General features: G+C 39.0%; 21 protein-coding genes. 12 read left to right on the top strand and 9 right to left on the bottom strand.

The window, feature by feature from the left end; translation table 11 throughout:
• Position 1: 1 nt before the first annotated feature.
• The gene (locus I597_RS07500; RefSeq protein ID WP_035328025.1) at positions 2 to 2440 is read right to left on the bottom strand and encodes a GumC family protein; all 2439 of its coding nucleotides are present in this window, start codon (positions 2438 to 2440) and stop codon (positions 2 to 4) included.
• 3 nt (positions 2441 to 2443) lie between these two features.
• Positions 2444 to 3229 carry a polysaccharide biosynthesis/export family protein gene (locus tag I597_RS07495; RefSeq protein WP_035328023.1) on the bottom strand — a complete coding sequence of 262 codons (786 nt, stop codon included), beginning with the start codon at positions 3227 to 3229 and terminating at the stop codon, positions 2444 to 2446.
• A gap of 267 nt (positions 3230 to 3496) precedes the next feature.
• Between I597_RS07495 and I597_RS07490 the strand changes: the two genes are divergently transcribed.
• From I597_RS07490 to I597_RS07455, 8 genes are all read left to right on the top strand, one after another.
• The gene (locus I597_RS07490) at positions 3497 to 5416 is read left to right on the top strand and encodes an ABC-F family ATP-binding cassette domain-containing protein (protein ID WP_035328021.1); all 1920 of its coding nucleotides are present in this window, start codon (positions 3497 to 3499) and stop codon (positions 5414 to 5416) included.
• A gap of 214 nt (positions 5417 to 5630) precedes the next feature.
• The gene (locus I597_RS07485; RefSeq protein ID WP_236626659.1) at positions 5631 to 6245 is read left to right on the top strand and encodes an O-methyltransferase; all 615 of its coding nucleotides are present in this window, start codon (positions 5631 to 5633) and stop codon (positions 6243 to 6245) included.
• Between the two features lie 125 nt (positions 6246 to 6370).
• Positions 6371 to 7060, top strand: coding sequence for an ABC transporter ATP-binding protein (locus tag I597_RS07480; RefSeq protein ID WP_035328017.1), 690 nt, complete (start codon positions 6371 to 6373; stop codon positions 7058 to 7060).
• 124 nt (positions 7061 to 7184) lie between these two features.
• Positions 7185 to 7373: a hypothetical protein gene (locus I597_RS07475; RefSeq protein ID WP_035328016.1), complete on the top strand. Its 189-nt coding sequence runs from the start codon at positions 7185 to 7187 to the stop codon at positions 7371 to 7373.
• Between the two features lie 21 nt (positions 7374 to 7394).
• Positions 7395 to 7970, top strand: coding sequence for a cob(I)yrinic acid a,c-diamide adenosyltransferase (locus I597_RS07470; RefSeq protein ID WP_035328013.1), 576 nt, complete (start codon positions 7395 to 7397; stop codon positions 7968 to 7970).
• A gap of 176 nt (positions 7971 to 8146) precedes the next feature.
• Positions 8147 to 8368 carry a DUF2795 domain-containing protein gene (locus I597_RS07465; protein ID WP_013751528.1) on the top strand — a complete coding sequence of 74 codons (222 nt, stop codon included), beginning with the start codon at positions 8147 to 8149 and terminating at the stop codon, positions 8366 to 8368.
• 95 nt (positions 8369 to 8463) lie between these two features.
• Positions 8464 to 11826, top strand: coding sequence for a preprotein translocase subunit SecA (gene secA / locus I597_RS07460; protein ID WP_035328007.1), 3363 nt, complete (start codon positions 8464 to 8466; stop codon positions 11824 to 11826).
• A gap of 64 nt (positions 11827 to 11890) precedes the next feature.
• Entirely contained in the window at positions 11891 to 12709 is an 819-nt protein-coding gene (locus I597_RS07455; protein ID WP_035328004.1) for a Cof-type HAD-IIB family hydrolase, read from the top strand.
• Here the strand turns inward: I597_RS07455 and I597_RS07450 are convergent.
• From I597_RS07450 to I597_RS07435, 4 genes are all read right to left on the bottom strand, one after another.
• Positions 12681 to 13364 (bottom strand): peptidoglycan DD-metalloendopeptidase family protein, encoded by a 684-nt coding sequence (locus I597_RS07450; protein ID WP_035328002.1) that lies wholly within the window; start codon positions 13362 to 13364, stop codon positions 12681 to 12683. The genes I597_RS07455 and I597_RS07450 overlap by 29 nt on opposite strands.
• A gap of 90 nt (positions 13365 to 13454) precedes the next feature.
• Positions 13455 to 15161 (bottom strand): hypothetical protein, encoded by a 1707-nt coding sequence (locus I597_RS07445; protein WP_035328000.1) that lies wholly within the window; start codon positions 15159 to 15161, stop codon positions 13455 to 13457.
• A 1-nt stretch (position 15162) separates the two neighbouring features.
• Positions 15163 to 15768, bottom strand: a complete 606-nt coding sequence (locus I597_RS07440) for a hypothetical protein (protein ID WP_035327996.1) — start codon at positions 15766 to 15768, stop codon at positions 15163 to 15165.
• A complete protein-coding gene (locus I597_RS07435) occupies positions 15752 to 16297 on the bottom strand; it encodes an RNA polymerase sigma factor (protein WP_035327995.1) in 546 nt (181 codons plus the stop codon). Before I597_RS07435 ends, I597_RS07440 begins: the two co-directional genes overlap by 17 nt.
• Before the next feature lie 209 nt (positions 16298 to 16506).
• Between I597_RS07435 and I597_RS07430 the strand changes: the two genes are divergently transcribed.
• The 3 genes from I597_RS07430 to I597_RS07420 all read left to right on the top strand — a co-directional run bounded on the left by I597_RS07430 (position 16507) and on the right by I597_RS07420 (position 18603).
• The gene (locus I597_RS07430) at positions 16507 to 16980 is read left to right on the top strand and encodes a DUF2383 domain-containing protein (protein WP_035327993.1); all 474 of its coding nucleotides are present in this window, start codon (positions 16507 to 16509) and stop codon (positions 16978 to 16980) included.
• Between the two features lie 92 nt (positions 16981 to 17072).
• A complete protein-coding gene (gene meaB, locus I597_RS07425; protein ID WP_035327991.1) occupies positions 17073 to 18119 on the top strand; it encodes a methylmalonyl Co-A mutase-associated GTPase MeaB in 1047 nt (348 codons plus the stop codon).
• Positions 18112 to 18603 (top strand): hypothetical protein, encoded by a 492-nt coding sequence (locus I597_RS07420; RefSeq protein WP_035327989.1) that lies wholly within the window; start codon positions 18112 to 18114, stop codon positions 18601 to 18603. Before meaB ends, I597_RS07420 begins: the two co-directional genes overlap by 8 nt.
• Here I597_RS07420 and I597_RS07415 read toward each other — a convergent pair.
• The 3 genes from I597_RS07415 to I597_RS07405 are packed head-to-tail and all read right to left on the bottom strand — an operon-like array spanning position 18591 to position 20776.
• Positions 18591 to 19160, bottom strand: coding sequence for a phosphatase PAP2 family protein (locus I597_RS07415; RefSeq protein WP_035327986.1), 570 nt, complete (start codon positions 19158 to 19160; stop codon positions 18591 to 18593). The two genes, I597_RS07420 and I597_RS07415, sit on opposite strands and share 13 nt — an antisense overlap.
• Before the next feature lie 3 nt (positions 19161 to 19163).
• Positions 19164 to 19394: a hypothetical protein gene (locus I597_RS07410; protein ID WP_035327984.1), complete on the bottom strand. Its 231-nt coding sequence runs from the start codon at positions 19392 to 19394 to the stop codon at positions 19164 to 19166.
• A 35-nt stretch (positions 19395 to 19429) separates the two neighbouring features.
• On the bottom strand, positions 19430 to 20776 hold the full coding sequence (locus I597_RS07405) for an MATE family efflux transporter (protein WP_035327981.1): 1347 nt from the start codon (positions 20774 to 20776) through the stop codon (positions 19430 to 19432).
• Between the two features lie 121 nt (positions 20777 to 20897).
• Between I597_RS07405 and I597_RS07400 the strand changes: the two genes are divergently transcribed.
• A complete protein-coding gene (locus I597_RS07400) occupies positions 20898 to 21272 on the top strand; it encodes a hypothetical protein (RefSeq protein WP_035327979.1) in 375 nt (124 codons plus the stop codon).
• The last annotated feature ends 5 nt before the right edge of the window (positions 21273 to 21277 follow it).

Genomic DNA, 21277 nt, shown 5'->3' with positions numbered 1-21277 from the left:
CTTAATTGCGCCTAGTAAACAGCTTTTTAAACCTGCCTAAGATACCCGTAGGTGCATCATCCTCGTGGTAACCATTATTGTAAGTTCCGTAACCATAGCCATAACCGTAGCCATATTTTCGTTTTTGCTGGAAATAGTTAAGTACAAAACTTATGTGTGTCACCTCTTCTCTTTGATACTTCTCATTAACAAGACCTAGCATATCCTTACGAGTATAACCTTGACGTACCATATATAGCGAAGCATCTGCATAAGGCATCAGTTCAAATGCATCAGATACTAACCCTAATGGTGGCGTGTCAAATACAATATAATCATACTCTTGTTTAAGAGTATCAATAAACTCACCCATAGCATCACTTATGATAAGCTCAGAAGGGTTAGGCGGGATAGGCCCAGAAAGAATAACGTCTAGATGATTAATACCAGATTTCTGCTTTACCTCGTCCAGCGTAGCATCGCCTATCAAGTAATTAACTACACCTTTATCATTTTCTAACTCAAAATCGTCAAATATTTTAGGCTTCCTTAAATCGAGTCCTACCAGTACTGTTTTCTTTTCGCTTAAAGCGAAAACCGAAGCAAGATTCATTGAAGTAAATGTCTTTCCTTCACCACTTACACTAGAAGTTACCAAAACCGTTTTTGCTCCCTCCACACCACGCTTCTTATACATAAACTGCAACCCAGATCGCAACCCTCTAAAAGCCTCTGCCATTGCAGAACGTGGATAATCTCTCACAACAAGACCAGAGGAACGCTTACTCTTCCCTATTGTACCTAAAATAGGAATACTAGAGCGTTTCTTTACATCTTCTGGGGTTCCTACTTTTGTGTCTAAAAAGAAGATAATAAGTACAAAAGCAATGGGAATTACCATACCAAATACGCCTGCAAGGACCTTGTTTAGTTTTGTATTAGGACCTATAGGTCCCTTCCCAACATCTTTTGCTCTATCTATAAATAGAATATCAGATACATTTGAAGCTTTTATAATCTCTGCCTCGCTACGTTTTTCTGTATATAGGTTATAAGCTTCTTGGCTTATTGTAAAGCGTCTTTGTATTTCGGCTAGTTCTTGTTCTTCTTTTGGAAACTGTTTTAGTTTTCCTTGAGCCTGTCCTATCTGTCTATTAAGGTTAGCTATTTGTGCTTTGATTAACCGGTTACTTGACTTTATATTTTCAAAAAGAACCTCTTTTTCGGCATCTATACGTCTGTCTAAATCTCTAAAAGCTGGGTTACCCTCCTTTGCAGTATAAGCTAGGTTACTACGTTGTAATGCTAGTTGTACAATATTTGCCACCCCAGCGGTAATACTACCTTCATCTATAAGAGATACAGAGGGAGCAGGCACATTTGTATAATCTGTACGTGTGCGTAGGTAATCTTCTAGTTGCTTGTAATAAACTAGCTGTCGTGAGAGACCGTCTTTTTCATTATCAAGATCTTGTAAAGCAATACTTATTTGCTCTGCACCACCAGAAAGTGTCACAGCACTATTTTTATTTTGAAACTTATTAAGATCTTCTAAGGCCTTATCAAGATCTACATTGCTAGTTTTAAGACTGCTATCTATATATTTTATGGTCTTTGTCGCAAATAGATTTTTCTGTCTTAATTGTTCTTCTGTACGCACTTGTACACTAGCATTTAAGTAATCTATAAGGCGTTTTTTATTTGTGCCCACCAGGCTTAATTCTAGTGTAGAGCTCCCTCTTGGGGTTTGAGTTACTCCTATACCTCTATATCTTCCAGCGGTACCATTAAAATTGCCTAGACTTACAAAATACTCTTGCCCTTCTTGAGGATAAACATCTGTAGGTAATAAAGTTGCTTTTAAAAATGGGGTATTGATAGTATCTCCTAGTTGAAATACTTCATCATAGTCCGCATTAGGAGCTGTAATAGATGAGGGTTTAAGCGTAGAATAATTAAACAAAGCGGCTGTACCGCCCGCAAAAGGAATTTTCACCCTTATGTTTCCATTACCTTCATCTATAAAGGTCATACGCTTACCGTATAACTGCGGGAATGAGTCATTGAGTTTTAAAGTAAATGGTGTGTAACCATATACATCTTCTATATTGTACTTGCCTTGCTTCTGGTAATTGATGTAAAATTGTAAATACTGTACTACTCGCTCTGCGTGTGTACGCGACTTAAGCATTATAATACTGGTCTGGACCTTATCTGTAGTTCCTCCCCAGTTAAAAACGAGACTGGTATTACCCCCAAACATTTGGTTTTGATCATCTTTAATGGAGATCAAGCTGGTCTCTCTATAAATTGGAACTTTGCGCACATTGATATAGCGAGCTATAGAAAATGTAATGACTAGACATATTAAAAACAGCCACCAGTAACTAAGTAACCTGTATAAGAAGCCCTTAAAATCAAAAAAACTTCCAGAACTCTGTGGGTCAAACTCTTCTTCCATCTTCTATCGTGTTGCTAGTAAAATAACAGAAGCTAGTGTTGTAACTAGTCCTAGTATGGTGGTAAAGGCCTGTAAGCCGGTAGTACCTATCCCTATCGCTTTTTGTGGTAATGGGTTTACAGTAATAATATCGTTAGGTTGTATGTAGTAATAAGGTGACTGCATTACATCTATTTGAGTAAGATCTATGTGATGCACGCGTTGCCCCCCTGGGTACTGTCTTATAATGAGTACATCTGTAAGATCTCCCGTTATAGGTACTCCACCAGCATTTGCAATGGCTTCTAGTATAGTCACTTTTTCGGCGAGTACATTTTGTGTTCCTGAGCTCCCTATTTCTCCTACTAGCGTGTATCGTATTCCTGGTAGTTTTACCGTAACAAAAAGATCTGCTTCGTCTTTTATATAATCTGCTAGTAATCGTTGCTCTATAATCTCACGTATTTCTTCAGTTGTTCTCCCTAGTACGTTTATCTCTCCTAGTTCTGGCACACGTATATTACCGTGAGTATCTATAGCAAAGCCATCATAATAAAAACCCTCGTTAAGCGATACACCCTCTTCTCCAGATGGATTAAAAAACTCAACAAGTTGCTGGTCTAGTGCCTTAAGACGTATACTTAATATATCACCTACTTGAACTCTGTATGGAGGTTGCTGTTGTTGTAGCGAGACTATACTATCTGTAGCATTCTCATTTTCTTGAAGATATGTGATATCCTTGAGAGGTACACAAGATGCTGTACTCGCCATAATCACGAGTATCAATAATAATAATGGGTATCTCATTTAAGTTGTGTTAGGCTCACAAATATAGACTTTCATCGATAAAAATAAAACTTTCACAGAGAGGTGTGTATTTCATCGCTTAAAATTTTCCAAAAAAGTATCAATATTCGGAGAGAGAGCATCTCGTAAAACGCTATAGTTCTTTTGGGAAGCCTTATTTTTGCTTTCGCGAAAGCGTAAAAAAAACCTTTATCATATTTATAGTTTACAGATTTACACTGTGCTATATCATAAAAGATGCAGCATACCGCATCCACACAACACACAATGAACTACCTCTCTGTAGAAAACGTATCAAAATCATTTGGTGAACGCCACCTTTTTAAAGACATCGCTTTTGGAATTAATAAGGACCAAAAAATAGGTTTTGTTGCCAAAAACGGTACAGGTAAAACCTCACTCCTCAACATCATTGCTGGTCTTGAATCGCCAGATGATGGACAGGTCGTGAGCAGAAAGGGTATTACCATTTCTTTCTTACCACAAGAACCAGACTTAGACCCAAGCCTTACGATAGAAGAAACCATATTTGCAGGAGATAACCCTATACTTAAAACCATTGCAAACTATGAGAAGGCACTTCTCCATATGGAAGAGGCAGATGCTTACCAAAAAGCCTTTGATGCTATGGAAGCAGCACAAGCTTGGGATTTTGAGACGCAGTATAAACAGATTCTTTTTAAGCTCAAGCTAGACGACCTAGGCCGTAAGGTTGAGTTACTAAGTGGTGGACAAAAGAAGCGCCTCGCACTTGCCCAGATGATGCTTACTAAACCTGATCTGGCTATTCTAGATGAACCTACTAACCACCTTGACCTAGAGATGATAGAGTGGCTCGAGGATTATTTTAGAACAGAAAACATCACGCTTTTTATGGTTACACACGACCGTTACTTTTTAGAAAACGTGTGTAATGAGATTGTAGAGTTAGAAAATGGTAAACTCTACAGCTATAAAGGTAACTATGCTTACTATCTAGAAAACAAAGATGCTCGCGTTGCTGCCTGGGAGGCAGAAACGGGTAAAGCAAAACAGCTATATAAAAAAGAGCTGGAGTGGATGCGCCGCCAGCCTAAAGCTCGTACCACAAAGTCAAAATCTCGTATAGACGACTTTGCAGAGATAAAATCGCGTGCTCACGAGCGCCGCAATGATCACACGGTACAACTAGAGATTAATATGGAGCGTATGGGGAGTAAAATCCTTGAGTTTCATAATGTAGGTAAATCATATGGGGATCTCACCTTACTCAACAAGTTTGAGTATGTTTTTAAAACGGGTGAGCGTGTAGGTATCATAGGTAAAAATGGTACTGGTAAAACCACATTCCTTAATATAATGACCGGTGCATTACCCCCAGACACTGGAAAAGTGATTGTGGGCGACACGGTAAAATTTGGTTATTACACGCAGAAAGGAATCGCCATAAAAGAGGGGCAAAAGGTGATAGATGTCATCAAGGAGTTTGGAGATCACATCCCTCTTAAAAAAGGACGTACCATCTCTGCTGGCCAACTCTTAGAACGTTTCTTGTTTGACCGTAAGAAGCAGTATGACTTTGTAGAGCGACTAAGTGGTGGGGAGCGCAAGCGACTCTATCTATGTACCGTTTTTATTCAGAATCCTAACTTTTTAATTCTGGATGAACCTACAAATGACCTAGATGTAGTAACGCTCAACGTACTTGAGCAATTTCTATTAGATTTCCCAGGGTGTCTAGTGGTGGTTTCTCACGACCGTTACTTTATGGATAAAATAGTAGACCACCTCTTTGTTTTTAAAGGAGATGCCGTGGTAGAAAACTTCCCGGGTAACTACTCAGACTTTAGAGCATACGAGGGTGGGATAAGTAACGCTTTCGCGAAAGCAGAAAAAGAACAAGCACAGCTAGAAAACAAGCAAAAATTTGAAGCATCTATAACTCAAACAGCAAGTGACAACAAAAGCTGGAAAGAAAAACAGCACAAAGGAGCACTCTCTTTTAATGAGCAAAAGGAGCACGCAAAACTAGAACGTGAGATTGCAAAGCTAGAGCGACAAAAGGAAGAAAAACAAAAAGTATTTTTAAATCCTGATCTTTCTCAAGATGAGATTACAGAAGAGAGCATAAAACTTCAAAAAATAATAGACGACATAGAGGCAAAAGAAGAACGCTGGTTTGAACTGAGCTCAAAAATGGAAGAGTAACCGTTATCCAAACACCTGTAAACCCTCTGTTTTAAAAACACTCGTTATCGCAAATAATAGTTTACATACTGCGCTTGCTTATATAAAATGGCTCCCCAAAACCTTTCATCTACACGGGATACACTCCCCTTTTATATTTAAACTAGAGAAGGAAGTATTACGAGGAAAGAGTGACCCTAGCATCTCACAACAGTTATACGCCTATAAAAAGTCATTGCTAGATAACCAGCAAACCATCACAGTAACAGATTATGGTGCTGGCTCACGGGTATTTAAGTCTGCCGAAAGAAAGATAAAGGACATCGCCACCTATGCTGGAGCAACTCATAAACGTATTTTATTACTCCAGCGCCTTATTGCCTACTTTCAGCCTCAAGAGGTACTAGAACTAGGCACTTCACTTGGTATTGCAACTGCAGCACTAGCTATAAAGAGTAATGCCCAAGTCACAAGTATAGAAGGCTGCCCTCAGACGGCTCAAATAGCACAACAAGAGCTAGATAATGCGGGTATAAAAAACGTAAAAATTTGCGTAGGCGACTTTACTACAGAGCTAGACAACCACATAAAGAAGAATTTTGACTTCATATACTTTGATGGTAATCACGCTAGAGATGCCACTATAAACTATGTAAATAAACTTCTAGCTACTGTAAGCGATGAGAGTGTATGGGTTTTTGACGACATACACTGGTCACAAGAAATGACAGAAGCCTGGGAGTATATAAAAGCACTACCACAAGTAACAGCTACGATAGATGCCTTTTATTTTGGAATGGTATTTTTTAGACCCAAACAAGCCAAAGAAGATTTTTACATCAAGTTATAATTGAGGATAATCTATACTATTATAACTGTGGTTAAATCAAGCATCTTTACATCTTACTTACATTTTTAAGTAAATTGTGTAACAAATTGTGTGTAACATCTTCTAATAGCAAACTAAACACATCTATGGGTAACCTCATTCAAATAAGAAACATCATACGTGACTTCCCTTTAGGAAACGAAATTGTACACGTACTTAAAGGTATAGATCTAGATATAGACAAGGGCGAGTATGTAGCTTTTATGGGGCCTTCTGGCTCTGGTAAATCTACATTAATGAATCTCTTAGGGTGTCTTGACACACCTACCGCAGGATCTTATGTTCTTAATGGTCGAGATGTAAGCCAGATGAGTGATGATGAGCTTGCAGATGTACGTAATACAGAGATAGGTTTTGTTTTTCAAACATTTAACTTACTACCTAGAACAACAGCTTTAGATAACGTAGCACTGCCTATGGTATATGCTGGCTTATCAAAATCTGCTCGTAATAAAAGAGCCGAAGAGGTTCTTACAGATGTGGGTCTTGCAGACCGTATGGACCACAAACCTAACCAGCTCTCTGGAGGGCAGCGCCAGCGTGTAGCCGTAGGTCGTGCACTTGTAAATAAACCGTCTATCATACTTGCAGATGAGCCTACGGGTAACTTAGACTCAAAAACAGGGGTTGAGATTATGGCGCTTTTTGATGCTATACACGCAGCAGGTAACACAGTGATCCTGGTTACACACGAAGAAGATATTGCAGAGCACGCGCATAGAGTAATACGCCTTAGAGATGGAGTTATAGAGAGCGATGTAAAAAATAAAAAGTAACTAGATCCTACTCAAAAAAACTATGTAAAACGCCACTTGCTGGCGTTTTTTTGTTTTACATACTTATTACTTTTCAAAGAAGAATCATATCCTTTTTTTTATCTTCACGACACAATAATAAACTATGGACTTTTTTAACAACCTCTCTCCTATCACACAGATACTTGTAAGTATTATAGGGGTTGCCGTTTTATTCTTACTAGTTTTTGCAAATACAAAACGTAATACCACAAAGCAACGTGGGAGAAGAGCGCGCAACTTTAATGAAGGTTTTCAGAAAAAACGTAAGGAAAGAGAAAAAGAACAACAATAACAGCATACAACTTCATCACAAATGAAAGTATATACAAAAACTGGTGATGCCGGTACTACAGCCTTATTTGGCGGTACACGAGTCCCAAAACATCATATAAGAATAGACAGCTACGGTACTGTAGATGAGCTCAACTCATTTATAGGACTCATACGTGATCAAGAGATTGATGTGCGTAGCAAAGAGATTCTTATACATATTCAAAACAAACTCTTTACCGTAGGAGCTGTACTCGCTACAGACCCAGAGAAGATGATTCTCAAAAATGGTAAAGAGCGCCTCAATATCCCAAAAATTAATGAAGAAGATATTGAACTTCTAGAAAATGAAATAGATAAGATGGAAACAGAGCTTCCACCTATGACGCATTTTGTACTTCCTGGAGGTCACACCACCGTGTCACATTGTCACGTAGCACGTACTGTTTGTAGGCGTGCAGAACGTTTGGCCACAGCGCTTTACGAGCTAGAGCCGTTTGACAAGCATACACTTAAATACCTTAACCGCCTTTCTGACTACCTATTTGTGCTGGCACGAAAGTTGTCTAAAGACTTACAAGCAGATGAGGTAAAATGGATACCTACCAAGCTAGATTAAGAGTACCGAATACAGAAAACAATTATTGAGGGGTATCTCGCTTTCGCGAAAGCGTAATTATCCTCTCTACAAGGTCTGAAAGCCACGTTCTTACATTTATTTTGAAATAATCTTCAATTCACTTGCATTTCTGCTTAGAAAAATTATTTTTGCACAAATTAAAAAATACAAATGCTATGTACTGGACACTTGAACTAGCTTCTTACCTAAGTGACGCGCCTTGGCCTGCTACTAAAGATGAGTTGATCGATTATGCGATTAGAACTGGAGCACCACTTGAAGTTGTAGAAAATCTACAAGCTATCGAAGACGAAGGTGATTCTTATGATTCTATCGAAGAGATCTGGCCAGACTATCCCTCAGACGAGGATTATCTCTGGAACGAAGACGAATATTAAATATATACCCGTTAAAACACTAAAAAGTCTCTCTATGAGGCTTTTTTTTTGATTAAATTTACGGGTTCAAAATTGACACAAAACAACACCATATTATGGGATTTTTAGATAGTGTATTAAAAATTTTTGTAGGCGATAAGTCTAAACAAGACGTGGGAGCAATTACTCCTATCGTTGAAAAAATTAAAGCACACGAAGCAGCTTTAGAAAAGTTATCACTAGATGACTTGAGAAATAAAACAGCAGAGTTTAAGCAAATTCTTGCAGCTGCTCTCAAAGAAAACACCGAAGCTACAGAAGCGCTTAAAGTCAAAGCCGAAGCTACCGAAGATATAGATGAGCGTGAAGACGTTTACCTAGCGATAGACAAGCTTAAAGACGAGGCTTATGAGATTTCTGAAAAAACACTTACAGAAATACTCCCAGAAGCATTTGCCGTTGTAAAAGAAACTGCAAAACGATTTACTAATAATACAACACTTGAGGTAACTGCCTCAGATTATGATCGCTTACTTAGTGGTACAAAAGACTATGTAACACTAGAAGGTGATAAAGCCATCTGGTCAAATAGCTGGGATGCCGCTGGTAAAGAAGTAACCTGGGATATGATACACTATGACGTACAGCTCATAGGTGGTGTGGCAATGCACCAAGGTAAAATAGCAGAGATGCAAACGGGTGAAGGTAAAACACTCGTGGCGACGCTACCTGTTTATCTTAACGCACTTACTGGTAATGGTGTACACCTTGTAACAGTAAATGATTACCTAGCTAAGCGTGATAGCGCGTGGATGGCTCCTTTATTTCAGTTTCACGGGATGACTATAGATTGTATAGACTATCACAGACCTAACAGTCCTGAGCGTCGTGCAGCATATGCGGCAGATATTACGTATGGTACAAATAACGAATTTGGTTTTGACTACCTACGTGATAATATGTCTCATAAACCAGAAGATCTCGTACAACGCCCGCATAACTATGCAATTGTAGATGAGGTAGACTCTGTACTTGTAGATGATGCTCGTACGCCACTTATTATATCTGGACCTGTACCTAAAGGGGATGTACACGAGTTTAATGATCTTAAACCACAAATAGAGAAGATTGTAAACCTACAGCGCCAGGAGCTTGTAAAAGTTTTACCAGAAGCAAAAAAACTTATTGCTGCAGGTGACACAAAAGAAGGTGGCAAACAACTCTTACGAGTATACCGTGGGTTACCTAAAAACAAAGCCCTCATAAAATACTTGAGTGAAGAAGGAATACGTCAGTTATTACAAAAGACTGAGAACTTCTATATGCAAGATAATAATCGTGAAATGCATCAAATAGACGAGGCACTATACTTCACGATAGATGAAAAAAACAACCAGATAGAACTTACAGACAGAGGTATAGAAACACTTTCTGGTAAAGACAATCCAGATTTCTTCACAATGCCAGAGATAGGTCTTGAGATAGGAAAAATAGAAGCAAAAGGATTATCACCAGAAGAAGAAGCTTCAGAAAAGGAAGAACTTTTTAAAGAGTTTGGAATCAAGTCTGAGCGTATTCACACAATGAACCAGCTGCTTAAAGCATACACGCTATTTGAAAAAGATACCGAGTATGTTGTAATGGAAAATAAGGTGATGATTGTAGATGAGCAAACCGGTCGTATTATGGATGGTCGTCGTTATAGTGACGGTCTGCACCAAGCGATTGAGGCAAAAGAAAATGTAAAAATTGAAGATGCTACACAAACTTTTGCAACAGTAACGCTTCAAAACTACTTCCGTATGTATCGCAAGTTATCTGGTATGACAGGTACAGCGGTTACAGAGGCTGGAGAATTCTGGGAGATTTACAAACTAGACGTAGTAGAAATACCTACTAACCGCCCTATTGCAAGAAAAGATAAAGATGACTTAGTTTACAAAACGAAGCGAGAGAAGTATAACGCCGTTATAGATGAAGTTACAGAACTTTCAAAATCTGGACGTCCAGTCTTGATAGGTACAACTTCTGTAGAGATATCAGAATTACTAGGTAAAATGCTTACCCTACGTAAAATCCCTCATAACGTACTTAACGCAAAGCTGCACAAACGCGAGGCAGACATCGTTGCAGAGGCTGGTAACCCTGGAGTGGTAACCATTGCAACAAATATGGCAGGTCGTGGTACAGATATTAAGTTATCAGACGAGGTAAAAGCAGCTGGTGGTCTTGCCATTATAGGTACAGAGCGTCACGACTCACGTCGTGTAGACAGACAGCTACGTGGTCGTTCTGGACGTCAAGGAGATCCTGGAAGCTCACAGTTTTATGTATCGCTGGAGGATAACTTAATGCGTTTATTTGGGTCTGAGCGTATTGCAAAGATGATGGATAGAATGGGGCTCAAAGAAGGAGAAGTGATACAACACGGTATGATTTCAAAATCTATAGAGCGCGCACAGAAAAAAGTAGAAGAAAACAACTTTGGAGTACGTAAGAACTTACTTGAGTATGATGATGTGATGAATATGCAACGTGAGGTTGTATACAAGCGTCGTCGTCACGCACTATATGGAGAGCGTTTACGTGTAGACCTTGCAAATATGATCTATGACACCTCTGAGGTTATTGTAGAGTCAAACAAGCAAGCACAAGACTTTAAGAACTTTGAGTTTGAGCTCATTCGTTATTTCTCAATGACGAGTCCAGTGAGCGAGAGCGACTTTAGTAGCAAGTCTGCAAAAGATCTTACAGACCTTATTTACAAAGCTGCTTTTGATCACTATAAAGAAAAGATGACTAAGAATGCAGACCTTGCCTTCCCTATCATCAAGAGAGTGTATGAAGATCCTAATGCAAAGTTTGAGCGTATCGTAGTACCATTTACAGACGGTACAAAAGAGCTGCGTGTAGTTACAAATCTTAAAGAAGCTTACGACTCAGACGGTAAGCAACTCGTGACAGATTTTGAAAAGAACATCACACTCGCCATTATAGATGACGCTTGGAAAACACACCTTCGTAAGATGGATGAGCTCAAGCAAAGTGTACGCCTCGCTGTACACGAGCAAAAAGATCCATTATTGATCTATAAGTTTGAAGCATTTGAGCTTTTCAAAAAAATGATTGATAAGGTTAATAAAGAGGTGATTTCATTCCTATTTAAAGGAGAAATTCCTCAGGGTAACCAAGAGCAGGTGAGCGATGCATCACAAATACGTGAGCGCCGTGAAGAAACGCAAACTCAAAAAGAAGAAATCCCTAATATGGATGAGCGATCTGCACAGGCTAGAGCTGCTGGCAACACACAACCACAGCAACAACAGGTTACAGAAACTATTGTAAGATCTCAACCTAAAATAGGTCGTAACGACCGTGTTACTATTAAAAATGTAATAAATGGTGAGACAAAAGAAGTAAAATACAAACAGGCTGAACCACTTATTGCAAAAGGACAATGGGTAATTGTAAACAGCTAGATTGTTTTAATAATTTTCTACATAAGGCGGCCCTCTTTGAGGCCGCCTTATTATTTTTATAGCTATGACAAACACCATAAAGCTTTTATGTTCAGATATAGACGGTACATTACTCAATGCAGACCGATGGTTGAGTGATGCTACTATTTCCGCTTTCGCGAAGGCGGGATTACCCCTCATACTAGCTTCTTCACGCCCACCACAGGCTATGCGCTACTTGCAAGAAGGACTGGGCAACCTAGGAGAAGCTCTCATTGCCTATAACGGAGGACTTATTATAGGAAAAGATGGAACTATAATAGAAAATAATTGCTACGACACGCAAGTACTGTCTACACTTATCCCACATCATACAAAACATTCTTACAACCTAAGTATTTATAGCCACCAGCACTGGTTTACAGATCAAGAAGATGAGTGGAGCTTACGCGAAATAAACAACACAAGAGCTACTCCCATCTATCAACCGGCTACTGAAAGTCTTGACTTTCTAAATAACAAAAAACTAGGCATACACAAACTAATGTGTATGGGAGCTCCAGAAGAACTTGATAGTCTAATTGCATTACTAGAACCACTCTATACTGAAAAAGTTCACCTTTATAGATCTAAGGATACCTACCTTGAGATTACCCCAAAATATATAGACAAAGCAAAGGCGCTAGCGGTCTTATTAAAAAAGGAATATAACTTTGGGCTAGAGGCGGTAATGGCTTTTGGCGATAACCATAATGATGATGAGCTTATACGTCGCGTAGGTAAAGGAGTTGCTGTAAAAAATGCTACTCCTACTCTAAAATCACTAGCAGATTATACTAGCGATTTTACAAATAAAGAAGATGCTGTCGCAAAGGCTATTCATAAATTTTTAATAGCAGATTAGGATCTGGGCAGTTCTTTTTATAAAACTCAAGATCATTTTGGCTTCCTACACCAGGATAGTCACCCTCTTTACCTTGCATATCTATAACTATCTGGAAGTGTAGATGAGGCGCATAATCACCATTTACATCTGGAGTACCTAGAGTAGCAATTACTTCACCAGCTTTTACCTTTTGACCAACTTTTTTATTATGTAAAGATGCTACACTTAAGTGACCATATAGCGTGTGAAACTCTTGTCCGTCTATGGTATGCTTTACAACAATCGTAGGTCCATAATCGCCAAAGTTCTTATTGTGTTTAAAGCTATGAATCTCTCCATCTAGGGGACTGACAATACTTTCTCCCGCATTGCACCACAAGTCTATACCAAGATGAATATTACGCTTATCTCCCGGATCTTGTGCCTGAAAATAATCTGATCTATCATAGAGAGGTCGTTTCTCTAGATAACCGCCGTAGGCTACCTTAGAACCACTTATCTTAAGATACAGCTGTAAGAATTTATGATGATCATAAGGTCTTGTAAGGAGCTCAACATCTAGCTCATTATTTGAGGTAGATAAATCTAGCGGATAGAAGTCTTCTTTTTGAAAAGGAGTGTGGAGAGGAGATGTAAATTCTTTTGTAAGCGCACTAAAAAAACTAGTATCCATTGGTTGTTATTTGTTGCCTAAAAATACAACTTCGTTACAAAACACAAAAAGCAGCCATAGCTGCACAATAATTTAGTATGTAATCGCTGCTTATTGCAATACTACGTCGCTATACTTAGCATTAATCGTGATAGTATTACCAGTACTTCTAGATTTATGAAACCCATTTACCATCTCTGTAGATCCATTTTTCATAGACTGGGTCTCGAGCTGCTTAGGAATAAAGAAATCATTATGATCACCACTGTAACTAAAGTTAAATGCCGCCTGCGGTAATTTTAAAGCGAGGTCGCTATTTTCTAAAAATAAAGTAAGCGTCCCAAAGTTATCACTCACTTGAGGTATTGATAATTTACCAAATGACCCAGATATCATACCAGAACCATCTAGACGATTAATATGCACGTTACTAGAGTTAGACGTTACTTTAATATCTGTAGCTGTGTTTATATCACAATCTTTAACGTGATTAGTCACGAGAGTTCCTTTGTTCCAGTTTGTGATGGTTACCGGGCTGTAAGAAACATCGATGGAGGTGTTTCCTCCATCGATGGTTGCGGCAGCGAGGCTACCGTGCGAGATAACAGCTTTTGCATTATAAGCATCTGCCATTTTTACTTTACCATAACGTACATTAAGATCTAGCTCTGCACGCTTAGGCATTTTTATGATAATAACACGTTTTACATTTCGGTTAGACGTTTTTGATGAAGCCTTATCAGAATCATAATTAAGTCTGTAGTGGCTACTTCTATTTCCATTTTCATCTCTTGTATGACTTTCTTCCCACTCACCATCGTGCTCTTCTGCCCATTTTTCCATTTTCTTACCGAAGTTTTCACCCCATTTCTCCATATCCTTTCCAAAAGACTCTCCCCACTTCTCCATAGACTTTCCGAAGTTTTCACCAAAGTTTTCACCCCACTTCTCCATAGATTTACCAAAGTTCTCACCCCAGTCTTCCATTCTCTCTCCAAAATCTTCTCCCCAGGCCTCAACATCTTCAAGCCAGCTATCTACCTCACGTACACTCACTCTCGTACCGTACTTTCGGTTTAACTTATTTACATAAGCTTGCTTGTCTTTCTCATACTCATCACTGTCAAAAGTGATATTTCCTTTGCTATTAAAAGGCCATTTTGGAATGCCAGATTGCTCTATAAGGCGCTCGCTCCAGTCTTCAGATCTTTGCTCTGCTTCTTTCTCCCACTTCTCCATTTTATGCTCAAACTCAGGACCAAAACTCTTATCCATCTCACGTTCCCATCGCTTTATGTAAGCTCTACCTTCTCTTTTATATGCCTCGTGGTCAAATTTCATTTTTCCCATTTCTTCATAGTACTCATCTGGAAGTCGTGCTCCAGAGATACCTTCTAGTAATGGGCCTACAAGGCCATTCATCACAGGCTCTACTATGCTTAGTGATTGCCCTATAATCTCTCCTAAGTCTAGATCAAGATGTACATTATCTAAATCACTTAGATCATATACTTTTACATCACCATAACCTCCCTTACTTGTAACACGCACTTGGTTGCTGTTACCACTTACATCTAGATCCCAAGATCGTACTGCATCACTTGCATTTTCTCCCTCTACATAAGCCTCTATAGAGACTTCGTTTTTGTTCCAGGTTTCAAAAATCACATCTGCATAACGTGTGTCTACATCTATTTGCACATCTTTATTTACAGAAAATCGTTCTGTTAACTTTGTCTTTTTGGCCTGAGCGAGTACACTCCCAGATGCTACAAATAGTAACATCATCACTGTCCATAATATCTTATACTGTTTCATCTTATACTGTTTGAATGGCTGCTTCTTGTTGAGCAGCGTTTTTCATTTCTTTAAGTTTTGCTTTGAGCTTTATCATAAGCTCCACACGCAATTTTAAGTTTTCTATCATTGCGTTTACCATCTCTTCACTTACACCACTTTCGGTAATCTCACGATTAAGACTTTTATACTCTGCATCAAGATCTGACAGCTGTTTCATAAAAGCATCTATAAGCTCCTTGTTATCATCTGTTATCTCAAGACGGGCAATCTCTAGGTTTACACTAGCCAGGTAGTAATCTTCTACTTTTTTAAATTCTGGCGATATCGCACTTAATAAGATTTCTGGTTCTACCGTTTCTGTATTTTCTGGGGTAGCTTGTACTATGGGTGCGTCTTCCGCTTTCGCGAAAGCGTTATTATACACCATCATTACAATACCACCAGCGATAATAAGTACGGCTGCTATCTTCATCCATAAAAATATACCGCCTTTAGGCTTAGAAGGTTTTTGCTCTTCTGGCATACGCTCTTCAAGTAATTGCTCAAAACGTGATAAGTGGCCTTCTCGCAGCTGCTCTTGCTCACCGCTCTCGCTCTTGATAAGCTCTCTAATATCCTGTGCCATAATTAAGGGTCTTTAAGTGTTGTTGAAGCTTCTTCTTACCGCGGTGCACCAGCGTTCTAGAAGCGACTTCTGTAATCTGTAATATCTCTGAGATCTCCTGGTGATCGTATCCCTCTATTAAGAATAGCATAAGAGGATACTCATATCGCTCAGGAAGCTCACTGATGGTTTTCTTAATGTGATCTACGGTTACCCCGTCTGCCACATTCCAATCATTATCATCATCTACCTTGCCCATTACTTCCTCATTAAGTGGGATAAGTGTTGCTTTTTTTGCCTTGATCATATCGAGACTTTTATTAATCACGATGCGCTTAAGCCAGGCTCCAAAGGTGACTTCTCCCGTAAACTGATGAAGCTTTGCAAAGGCATTTATAAAGCCCTCGTGCATTGCCTCTTCTGCCTCAAATGCATTTTTTAAAAATCTAAAGGCTACGCAATACATACCATCACAGTATTTATTGTACAGCTGCAGCTGTGCCTTTCTATCATTTGCCTTGCATTTTTGTATGAGATCACTAACTAGCAAAATGGATGGTTGGTTTTGATTGGTTTATTATTGCTATTCTTCTTAAAGACGAGGTCTTTTTTGCAATGTTGCAAAAAGTTTTATTTTTTTTGAGTTAACAGCCCATTAAGATACTACTAGATTATAAATAAACTATTCATAATTTTTAAGTAATAATGAAGTAAGACTATTTTAAATACTGCGACTAGTCTATATTTGAAGCTCAGTATATGAATCACCTCGATATTGCATATGAAAATCTTAACGACCTGCTAGACGAATGTTTCTGGGCAGAGCGTCGCTATTTTAATGCTGCAGAAGAAGTTGAGATTACAGAGTATAAAAGATTTCTAGCTAAGGAAAGCGTAAGCCGCAATAAGTTTTGTCACAAGATAGTATCCCGAATGGCAGAAGAAGGTATCACGCCAAACAGGCTAGATATTGTAAAGGGTAGTGCAGATCGTGACTGGCTAGATGTAATAGCTGCTATGGAGCATAAAACACCTACAAACATTGTGGGCGCTTGTATGATTCAAGACGAGATGGTGCTCATACTTCTCAAACGTCTTATAGATGACAGCTGGTTACCCGTGCACATATTAGAAGTGCTAGTACCTATGGAGTTCCAGATAAAGCAATCACACGCAGATCTTGCAAAGCTTAAAGCAAAGGTCAAAAAGAAGTACAAAGACTCACAACTCTAGTTTTACTTCTTTACCCTTAGCAATTCTTTTAGGGATAAAACGCAACTCTTAAACTCACATAATTATGAAGAAAGTAGTAATTTGGTACTTCTGTGAGTAAAGATGCAACACATATCAACAAGAGTATTAATCCTGCGTTTTACAAGACTCGTAAAAGGCAAAAAACTATAAATACTCAAGAGCTAGCAACTGCTATAGCTCAAGGAGATATCACGGCACTATCTCAAGGTATCACTCTCATAGAGAGCACTGTACAATCACATCAAGATAAAGGACAACAACTTATAGAAGCTTGCCTTAGTAAGGCTAATAAATCTGTAAGGATAGGTATTACCGGCGTGCCTGGCGTAGGCAAGAGTACTTTTATAGAAACCTTTGGTAACTATCTTACCTCACAAGGACATAAAGTTGCCGTACTAGCGGTAGACCCTACAAGCTCAGTCTCCCACGGTAGTATTCTAGGTGATAAAACTAGAATGTATACACTTGCTCAAAACCCTAAAGCTTACATACGTCCCAGCGCATCTGGAAAATCTCTGGGAGGTGTAGCTCGTAAAACACGAGAAGCCATCATCCTTTGTGAAGCTGCAGGTTATAACGTGATTATTATCGAAACGGTGGGTGTAGGTCAGAGCGAGACCATCGTACACTCTATGGTAGACTTCTTTTTGCTACTCAAACTAGCTGGGGCTGGTGATGAGCTACAAGGCATTAAAAGAGGTATTATTGAGATGGCAGATGCCATAGTGATCAATAAAGCAGACGGTGGTAATACAAAAGCTGCAAAGCTGGCTAAGACCGCTTTCGCGAAAGCGTTACACCTTTTCCCTCCTAAACCCAGCAACTGGACACCAAAGGTTACAACCTGTAGCGCGCTAGAAAACACGGGGATTGAAGAGGTATGGAAACTCATATCTGATTATACCGCAACAACAAAAACCTCAACGTATTTTGAAACAAAAAGAGCCGAGCAAAATAAATTCTGGCTACTACAAACTATAGAAAATAAGCTCAAAGACGCATTTTATGTAAATGAGAAGGTGGTAAGTAAACTAGATGCTGTCTTATCTAAAGTAGCTCAGGGAGAGGTTTCTCCCTTTATAGCCGCACAGCAACTATTAAAACTCGCTAATGAATAAGATAATACTTATAGTTCTCTGTCTGATAGTAATCACAGCTTGCAAATCTTCATTTGAACCTATTTCTATTAAAGAAAATCAGCTGTCACAAAAAAGTAAAGACATTGCTCATAATGCCGCACTTTTTTACTTTAACCACTGTAAATCACCACAAGATCAACAACTACTAAAGGAATGGTTAGATGGTCCTAAAGTAAGTAATGGATTAAGTAGAGGGCTCTCTGCAAAAAAAATAGAATGTACTTGTGAATTGATAAATAAGGACTTTGGCAAGCTAGAGAATCTAGAATTAGGGAAGATATATGGCAATGGTCATTCTGTTGTAATGTACAATTATAAAGCCACCTATAGCAAGCTTACAGAGCCAGCAAAAATATCTATATACCTAGATTTCCGCAACATTCCTAATGGTGTGAGTATACGTAAGGAGTATAAAGATACTTATACACCATTTACCCCTGGTAAAGAGTGTCAAGATCTCTGACCATATTTCACAATCAAAAACTGCTGCAATTTATAAAGACCATAGCCTATGGCTGCTCCTATAATCCACCCAGTAAGGACATCGCCAGGATAATGTACTCCCACATAAATGCGACTATAACCGACTAGCGCAGACCAAAAAAGTAAAAAGAAAATCAAATTCTTATAACTACGCCTAAGCGCTAGACCTGCAAAAACGGCAACAGCCATACTATTACCAGCGTGTGCAGAATAATATCCATAACGACCACAACGCTCTGCAATGTATCTTATGGTAGTTTCAAAAGCGGCAACTCTACACGGTCTTGGTCTCATAAAACCGTGCTTAAAAGCATTTGCAAGTTGGTCTACCCCAGTAATGAGTAATGCTACGCATACCACAGTAATGAGTGTACCCTTCATCCCGTACTGCTTGTAAATAAAGAAAAGTAAGAGCGCATATAAGGGTATAGAGCTAAGCTTATTTGTTACAATAAGCCAGAACTGATCCCAGGTGGTACTACCTAGACCGTTTAAAAATAAAAAAAGCTCTTGATCATACTGTACGAGTTGCTCCATTACCTACTCTTTCTCAAATTTTTCCATTTCGGCGTCGTACCACTCTGTAGCTTCTTTTATAGCATTTTCGGTCTCTGAGGCAAGCTCATCTTCGTCTTGACGGTCAAACTCTTCAAACCACTCTATCTCATCAATAGTGAGATCTATTATAAAACGAGGAAACTCTGTATGAATCACAAAAATATGATCAGAAAAATCTGAATTATCACCTAGTAAGAACTTTGGTACTGTCATAATTATCTATTTATATATCTCTTGTTATGGTGCGGTTACACCCCACTTATCAACTTTTTACTAAGGTAGTTAAATCTAAAGTATAGCATTGTGGCAGATGCTGTGAGCCCTACCAGTAGCCCTACCCAGATGCCTTGTACACCCATTTGCGCCTCTTTCCCAAAATACCACATCACCGGGAAGCCTATTACCCAGTAAGCTATAAAACATATCACTGTAGGAATATTTACATCTTGTAAACCTCTCAACGCACCTAGAATCGTAACTTGCACTCCATCGCTGAGCTGAAACAATGCTGCCACAACAAGCAACTGTGCTGCCATAAATATCACCTCTGGATTATCTATATAAAAAGGAGGCAACCAGTCTTTAAGCACTATAAAACCTACAGCAAAGACCGCCTCGATAAGGAAACAAAGTATAAAGATAGAAAAAGCGATACGCCTCAAATTTGGATAATCCCTTTTGCCCTTTTGGTTTCCTACACGTATGGTACCCGTGACTCCCAGCCCTACAGCTATCATAAATGTCATAGACGCAAGATTAAGCGCAATTTGATTTGCCGCCTGGGCATTAGTCCCCAGAATACCAGATAAGAAAATAGCTGCCGTAAACACCCCTACTTCAAAAAGCATTTGTAAGGCTGTAGGAAAACCTAATTTTATAAGTGTTTTAAACTCGCTAAGCCTTATGTGACTCGCTCCATCCCAGAAAAAGTAAGATTTAAATTTACGCTTTCGCGAAAGCATAAATATCAACAGTCCCAGCATAAAAAATCGTGATATGAGTGTTCCCCAGGCAGCACCTTCTACCTCAAGTCTTGGGAAAATCCAAATCCCGTAAATGAGCACATAGTTAAATAAGACATTTACAATATTTGCAAGTATGGTAGCATACATCGCATATTTAGTTTGTGATAATCCATCTGCAAACTGCTTAAATGCTTGAAAAATCATAAGCGGAATCATAGACAGCGCTACAATCTCAAGGTAAGGTATCGCAAGCGCCACCACCTCTGGTGGTTGATCTAGCATATACAAAACAGGCTTTGCAATAAGCAAGGTTACAAAAAGCAACACACCGTTTACAGCACACATAATCACCCCGTGGTGAAAGTGCAGTCTCCCCTTTTCTATATTACCCTGACCATCTGCCTCTGCCACAAGTGGCGTGATGGCAAATGAAAAACCTATACCTATAGAGAGTGCTATAAAAACGAGACTGTTACCTAGGCTTACAGCCGCCAGTTGTGCTGCTCCTAATTGTCCTACCATCAAGTTATCTGCAAGTGCTACAAGTATGTGACCCAGCTGCCCCAGCATAATAGGAAATGCTATTTTAAGGTTTGTGCCAAATTCTTTTGTGTAGTCTGAAAACTGCATTAGGTTGGATTTTTTTTACGCTTTCGCGAAAGCGCAAAAATACTTCATCCATAAACAAAGACCGAGTAGTTTAATAGCAAATTCTTATCTTAAAGCATTAATCACATAGTACATAATACCTATGCTCACTAACCCTATAGAAATAGACCTAGCTTTAAGAACACTTATTAAAGCACACGAAGACAAGCTACAACTAAGAAAAGACGACAGCGCGGGTCTTGAGGCGGCGGGAACTATACCGACAATGCAAGGCAAACAAAAAGTTGATGGTCATTACTTTGCAAGTGTGATACCCAAACCCAAAGACTGCAGACTTTACTTCTTCCCCATTTATACAGATGTTGCGGCTTTTACAGACCTAGACCCTGCACTTAAAAAATGTCTTAAGGGCAAGAGTTGTTTTCATATAAAAAAAATGGACGCCTCGCTAGAAGCATCCATTAGTGATATGATAGATAAAGGTATTGCCATTTATCAAGAAAAAGGCATTATCTAAAACCC

It is taken from the genome of Dokdonia donghaensis DSW-1 (assembly GCF_001653755.1).
GTDB classification, from domain to species: Bacteria; Bacteroidota; Bacteroidia; order Flavobacteriales; family Flavobacteriaceae; genus Dokdonia; species Dokdonia donghaensis.
Note: the sequence above shows the minus strand (reverse complement) of the source record. Positions and strands in the feature narration are given on the sequence as shown.

Excerpts from the sequence above, each read along its gene's own strand:
- I597_RS07500 (WP_035328025.1), bottom strand. The coding sequence starts at position 2,440 with ATGGAAGAAGAGTTTGACCCACAGAGTTCTGGAAGTTTTTTTGATTTT.
- I597_RS07495 (WP_035328023.1), bottom strand. The coding sequence starts at position 3,229 with ATGAGATACCCATTATTATTATTGATACTCGTGATTATGGCGAGTACA.
- I597_RS07490 (WP_035328021.1), top strand. The coding sequence starts at position 3,497 with ATGAACTACCTCTCTGTAGAAAACGTATCAAAATCATTTGGTGAACGC.
- I597_RS07480 (WP_035328017.1), top strand. The coding sequence starts at position 6,371 with ATGGGTAACCTCATTCAAATAAGAAACATCATACGTGACTTCCCTTTA.
- I597_RS07475 (WP_035328016.1), top strand. The coding sequence starts at position 7,185 with ATGGACTTTTTTAACAACCTCTCTCCTATCACACAGATACTTGTAAGT.
- I597_RS07470 (WP_035328013.1), top strand. The coding sequence starts at position 7,395 with ATGAAAGTATATACAAAAACTGGTGATGCCGGTACTACAGCCTTATTT.
- I597_RS07465 (WP_013751528.1), top strand. The coding sequence starts at position 8,147 with ATGTACTGGACACTTGAACTAGCTTCTTACCTAAGTGACGCGCCTTGG.
- secA (WP_035328007.1), top strand. The coding sequence starts at position 8,464 with ATGGGATTTTTAGATAGTGTATTAAAAATTTTTGTAGGCGATAAGTCT.
- I597_RS07455 (WP_035328004.1), top strand. The coding sequence starts at position 11,891 with ATGACAAACACCATAAAGCTTTTATGTTCAGATATAGACGGTACATTA.
- I597_RS07450 (WP_035328002.1), bottom strand. The coding sequence starts at position 13,364 with ATGGATACTAGTTTTTTTAGTGCGCTTACAAAAGAATTTACATCTCCT.
- I597_RS07445 (WP_035328000.1), bottom strand. The coding sequence starts at position 15,161 with ATGAAACAGTATAAGATATTATGGACAGTGATGATGTTACTATTTGTA.
- I597_RS07440 (WP_035327996.1), bottom strand. The coding sequence starts at position 15,768 with ATGGCACAGGATATTAGAGAGCTTATCAAGAGCGAGAGCGGTGAGCAA.
- I597_RS07430 (WP_035327993.1), top strand. The coding sequence starts at position 16,507 with ATGAATCACCTCGATATTGCATATGAAAATCTTAACGACCTGCTAGAC.
- I597_RS07420 (WP_035327989.1), top strand. The coding sequence starts at position 18,112 with ATGAATAAGATAATACTTATAGTTCTCTGTCTGATAGTAATCACAGCT.
- I597_RS07415 (WP_035327986.1), bottom strand. The coding sequence starts at position 19,160 with ATGGAGCAACTCGTACAGTATGATCAAGAGCTTTTTTTATTTTTAAAC.
- I597_RS07410 (WP_035327984.1), bottom strand. The coding sequence starts at position 19,394 with ATGACAGTACCAAAGTTCTTACTAGGTGATAATTCAGATTTTTCTGAT.
- I597_RS07405 (WP_035327981.1), bottom strand. The coding sequence starts at position 20,776 with ATGCAGTTTTCAGACTACACAAAAGAATTTGGCACAAACCTTAAAATA.
- I597_RS07400 (WP_035327979.1), top strand. The coding sequence starts at position 20,898 with ATGCTCACTAACCCTATAGAAATAGACCTAGCTTTAAGAACACTTATT.